The organism is Bacillus sp. JJ1503 (genome assembly GCF_036965125.1).
Lineage (GTDB): Bacteria > Bacillota > Bacilli > Bacillales > Cytobacillaceae > Cytobacillus.
Genome location: NZ_JBALOZ010000107.1, coordinates 1 through 5,372, shown reverse-complemented (window position 1 = coordinate 5,372; position 5,372 = coordinate 1). Strand labels below are relative to the sequence as shown.

The 5,372-nt window shown below is 38.6% G+C and carries 5 protein-coding genes and 1 pseudogene; 1 reads left to right on the top strand and 5 read right to left on the bottom strand.

Annotated features, from left to right (window positions below; all coding sequences use genetic code 11):
- From V7149_RS09620 to V7149_RS09610, 3 genes and pseudogenes are all read right to left on the bottom strand, one after another.
- Positions 1 to 322, bottom strand: a pseudogene (locus V7149_RS09620) (amidohydrolase family protein); the annotation flags it as partial.
- 307 nt (positions 323 to 629) lie between these two features.
- Positions 630 to 1,157 carry a hypothetical protein gene (locus V7149_RS09615; RefSeq protein WP_335345416.1) on the bottom strand — a complete coding sequence of 176 codons (528 nt, stop codon included), beginning with the start codon at positions 1,155 to 1,157 and terminating at the stop codon, positions 630 to 632.
- An 11-nt stretch (positions 1,158 to 1,168) separates the two neighbouring features.
- On the bottom strand, positions 1,169 to 2,857 hold the full coding sequence (locus tag V7149_RS09610; protein ID WP_335345415.1) for a formate--tetrahydrofolate ligase: 1,689 nt from the start codon (positions 2,855 to 2,857) through the stop codon (positions 1,169 to 1,171).
- Between the two features lie 187 nt (positions 2,858 to 3,044).
- On the opposite strand from V7149_RS09610, the gene metA reads away from it, so the two are divergent.
- Positions 3,045 to 3,953 carry a homoserine O-acetyltransferase MetA gene (metA, locus tag V7149_RS09605; RefSeq protein WP_335345414.1) on the top strand — a complete coding sequence of 303 codons (909 nt, stop codon included), beginning with the start codon at positions 3,045 to 3,047 and terminating at the stop codon, positions 3,951 to 3,953.
- A 42-nt stretch (positions 3,954 to 3,995) separates the two neighbouring features.
- Here metA and V7149_RS09600 read toward each other — a convergent pair whose 3' ends face one another.
- Positions 3,996 to 4,688, bottom strand: a complete 693-nt coding sequence (locus tag V7149_RS09600) for an AIM24 family protein (protein ID WP_335345413.1) — start codon at positions 4,686 to 4,688, stop codon at positions 3,996 to 3,998.
- Positions 4,689 to 4,699: 11 nt separating this feature from the next.
- A partial coding sequence (locus tag V7149_RS09595) for a class I SAM-dependent methyltransferase (RefSeq protein ID WP_335345412.1) occupies positions 4,700 to 5,372 on the bottom strand: 673 nt, incomplete at its 5' end.

Here is a 5,372-nt window from a genome sequence, read left to right as displayed (position 1 = left end):
CAACATTTGGCTTCTGAATCTCTAACTCAAGTCTCAGTAAAGCCTCTTCATTCAGATCATATGGGTTAATTCCTGGACAATAGACAATTTGATCCGGAAGAGACCTTGCTAGATCAAGTCCCATTGGCGTTTGCGCGTGATAATCAGGAAAACCCATTTCAGGTGTTTCAGTTACCCCCATCGCAATACTAAGGACGACATTAGCTTTATTAAATTCTTCTACATAGCCATTATATGAATAATCAACAAAAGATTGCTCTCTTGCTGTTTGATGAAAGGATAAAATATCTGAAAAATGAATATGTGCATCAATAATTTCCATATTAACTCCCTCTATAGCTGAAATTCAATTTGATGAAGCTAACTCAAAATAGAGTTTGATAGATTTCTTTTAGCAAAGAAACCTAAGCTACATCTCTTTATATATTTTGCCTTCTGCACATAGTTTACTTGAAAAGCCTCTTTATTCATATACCTTTCCTGAAAATTTATTCTAGGTACTATCTACTAGTCCAAACGAAATCCCCATTCTTAATAATCGTATTAGCACAATTTAATAATGTAAAGATAATATTGAATTTTTTACAAAAAAAGAACTCTGCCTGAGAATAGGCAGAGCATAAAAAAGATCATTTTATTATAGTCCGCAATCGATCTAGACTATCGATCATATAATCCGTCATTATCACTAAATCATCCATTTGATCCTCAGAGACTAGCCTGTTAAAGCTAATGATCGTTTCATTCTTGATCCAATCTTTATTTACGAACGGATCACAAATGATAGACTGCTTTATTGTTCTGTCCTGTCCCCAAATTTCTTTAAGCCCTTTTTCAATCTGTTGAAAAATCTTAAGCTCATTCGGATGCATCGTTAAGAATTTTACAAAAAGGTGACAGCCGGACAATCGATCTGATTGGACTTCTGGCAAAAGCTCAGCAGCCAAGTTTTCTAACCCAGCTTCCATGATGATGGAACAATGAAGATGTTCAGCATCATGTTGGTTAGAGAAAGTTAATTCATACCGCCGGGATAGCTTTGCGGTATTTATGAAGTCATTTCGATCGATAATGATAATGTCCCCCGCTAAATCACGATCATAAAGCGCTCCCTCAATCACTACCTTCATATTTTCAAAAGCTGTCGGATCAAACATCTAAATATCTATTAAAATAATCCAATTGCATTGCCATTCTCATCTACGTCCATTTTGAGCGCCGCTGGCAATTTAGGCAATCCTGGCATAGTCATTACATCTCCTGTAAGTGCGACAATGAATCCAGCACCAACAGATGGCTTTAATTCTCTAATCGTAATGGAGAAGCCAGTTGGGCGGCCAAGCTTAGTTGGATCATCTGAAAGAGAATACTGAGTTTTGGCCATACAGATTGGCAGGCTGCCCCATCCAAAGCCTTCGAAATCTTTAAGCTGCTTCTTCGCTTTTGATGAAAATTCAACTTTTTCAGCACCGTAAACCTTTTGTGCAATTGTAAGAATTTTATTTTCTAGTGTATCTGAAAGATCATATAATGGCTCGAAGTTGTTTTCTTGCTTTTCAATAACTTCAAGAACCTTGTTTGCAAGGTCTACGCCGCCTTCTCCGCCTTTTTCCCAAACTTCTGTTAATGACACAGGGATATTAGCCTGACTGCAAAGATCCATTAATGTCTTAACTTCATCCTCAGTATCTGTAATAAATCTATTAACTGCGACAACAAATGGCAGGCCAAAGCTTTCGATTGTTTCGATATGTTTCTTTAAATTGGCGAAGCCTTTAGTAAGAGCTTGTACATCTTCTCTTCCAAGATCTGTTTTTGGAAGGCCGCCATGCATTTTTAATGCTCTAATCGTTGCTACGATGACTACCGCTTCCGGCTTGATGCCAGCACTTCTAGATTTAATGTGCAGGAATTTCTCAGCACCAAGATCAGCGCCAAATCCACCCTCCGTAACGACATAATCAGCAAGTTTTGTGGCAGCTTTTGTTGCGAGTACACTATTACATCCATGGGCAATATTAGCAAATGGTCCACCATGAATAAAAGCAGGAGTATGTTCAATTGTTTGTACTAGGTTTGGTTTAACTGCCTCTTTTAGAAGCATTGTTAACGCACCTTGAACTCCAAGATCAGCAACAGTTACAGGCTGTTTATCATAGTTGTATGCAAAGACCATCCGGCCAAGTCTTTCCTTCAGATTTTTCAAATCAGTAGATAAGCATAGAACAGCCATGATTTCTGATGCAACTGTGATATCAAAGCCATCTTCACGAGGAACACCTTGAACAGGCCCGCCTAATCCGATAACCACTTTTCTTAGAGCACGGTCATTCATATCAAGAGTTCGTTTCCAAACAATTCTTCGCGGGTCAATGCCAAGCTGATTGCCTTGCTGAAGATGATTATCAATGAATGCTGCAAGAGCATTATTGGCAGTCGTAATGGCATGAAGATCACCAGTGAAGTGCAGGTTAATATCTTCCATCGGCAGAACTTGAGAGTAGCCTCCTCCTGTCGCACCGCCTTTTACACCCATAGTCGGTCCAAGTGAAGGCTCACGCATCGCAATGATTGCCTTTTTGCCAATTTTAGTAAAAGCATCCCCTAGGCCAACGGTAACAGTTGATTTCCCCTCCCCAGCAGGAGTTGGATTTATTGAAGTAACAAGAATAATTTTTCCATCTTGGTTTGTATCGAGTTTTTTTAATGCTTCTGTTGATAATTTAGCTTTATATTTTCCGAAAAGTTCTAAATCATCTTCTTGAAGACCGATTTTTTTCGCGATTTCTGTAATTGGTTCCATTGGTGATTGTTGAGCGATTTCAATGTCTGACTTTACAATTGGTTTAACATTCATTTTTTATCCCCCTATGCATCATCACAATTATGTAATCGTTTACTACCTTATCATTGTACCATTTATTTTATTTTAAGTAGAGTATGTTGAAAAAGTTTTTTATTATAAAACTTTTTTATGATTGCTACAGATGTTTTTCATTATTATAATAGATTTTAATTGAATTTTCTAACAAGGGGATGATGATTTGCCTATTAAGATTCCAAAGCTTTTGCCGGCAAGAGAAATTTTAGAAGAAGAAAATATATTCGTTATGGATGATGATCGTGCTCTCATGCAGGATATTCGACCTTTAAATATACTCATTTTAAATTTAATGCCTGAGAAGGAAAAAACAGAAACGCAGCTATTAAGGCTTTTAGGAAATACACCATTACAAGTGAATATTTCTTTTCTGAGGACAGCTACACATGAATCAAAGAACACAAGCCCATTGCATCTCGAGCAGTTTTATACTACCTTTTCTGACATAAAGCACCGCAAGTTCGATGGCATGATCATTACAGGTGCTCCAATTGAATTGCTTCCATTTGAAAAAGTGGATTATTGGGAAGAGTTATCTGAAATTATGGATTGGACGAAGAGCCATGTAACCTCCACCTTACATATTTGCTGGGGTGCCCAAGCTGCATTATTCCATCATTTCGGTATACAGAAATATGAGCTTTCAGGCAAATGTTCTGGTGTTTACTCACATCAAGTCCATGATCGTTCAGAGAAGTTACTCAGAGGGTTTGATGATGCCTTTCTAGCTCCGCATTCTAGATATACTGATATATTTATAGAAGAACTTGAAAATCATCCGACATTAAAGTTACTTTCGACATCCGAAGAAGCTGGGCCATTTATTTTGAGTACGAATAATGGAAAACAAATAATGATAACAGGACATTTAGAGTACGAAGCGGATACATTAGCTGAAGAGTACCGCAGAGATGTACAAAAGGGATTGGATATTCATGTTCCTGATCATTATTTTCCAAATGATGACCCATCCAAACAGCCGTTAAATAGATGGCGCTCCCATGCCCATTTATTATTTTCAAATTGGCTAAATTATTATGTATACCAAGAAACTCCATATGAGTGGGATTAAAATAGAAAAGCGGGAGCGCCCCCTAGGGGTGCCTCCGCTTTTCTATGATTGCTGTGAATAGTAAACCTCCTCAAACGGCTGAACGACAACAAACCCATTGCCTGAAAATTTCATTTGAATGGATTCGCCACTTCCTCTTCCAAGGAAGGTTTTGAAAGAAATATCAGTCACAAATTCAGGCTGCAACGTCCCTGACCAGGCAACGGTTGCATTCGGATCTGTAAAAACAGGATTATCAGGAGTAACGAGCAAGGTTAACGGCTCATAATGCGAGGTGATGGCAACCATCCCAGCCCCTTCTAGACGAACATTGAAAAGCCCGCCTGAAAGCATCCCGGCCACTCGCCTCATTAACTTAATATCCCATTTGACCGATGGCTCAAACGCAAGTAAATCATTTCCGTTCACGAAAATAGAATCTCCCTGTAAATGAAGGATAGAGATTTTTTTCCCTTGATCGGCTAAATATAATTTTCCATTCCCTGTCGCTTTCATTAAGGAAGTGCCTTCACCAGTTAATGCCTTTTTAAACATTTTTCCAATCCCATGTTCAAGAATGCCCTCCCGCTCAAATTTAATATTGCCGCGGTAAGATATCATAGCTCCAGTTTTTGCCCATATTTGGTTATTTAAATTAATTTCTAATATTCTTGGTGTTTCAAGTTCAAATAACCCTTCCTCTTTATCCTGCTGCTGAGTTGACTTTACAAAATCATTAATAGAATAACGGCTCATTTGTCTTCCCCCTAATCTTTCTTACCATTTTCTAACATAAAAACCCACATAAATGAAAGGGACTGCCTTAATTCTATCGATAATGACCCTTTAGGAAGCTGGTCTGCCGCGCGCTTATACACGCCAAGCTCGCCGACTTTATGCCAATTATTCTCTTCTGCTAGTTTCTCAAATTCCCAAGGCATCATCGTATTACATATTACCTTTTCCTGATATAGCCGCTGGTAGCTGTTTACTCGTGGCGCAGCTGTTGGCCCAAGAATACCAATGCAGGCGAATCCGCCTGGCTTCACAGCTCTTTGTGCTTCCATTAAGACCTTAAGAGGGTCCTCAGTCCACTCTAAAGAATTAATCGCCATTACAGCATCAAAGCTATTATCAGGAAAGGGGAGGGCAGAAATATCACCTTTCATAAATTGTGAATGATTATGCTGATTAATTTGCTTTGCCTTCTCAATCATTTCCTCAGAAACATCAATTCCTGTAACCATATATCCAGCTTCTGATAACTTTAATGACCCAAAACCGTCCCCACAGCCAAGATCACCTACAGAACCACCGGAAGGAACAAATTCTGCAAAAAATGACGGAATCTCTTTTCTGCTTCCACTTTCCCACATTTCTTGGCTTATTGAATTCCAGCTTGTAGATTTTTCATCCCATTGTTTCTTAGCCTCTTTACTC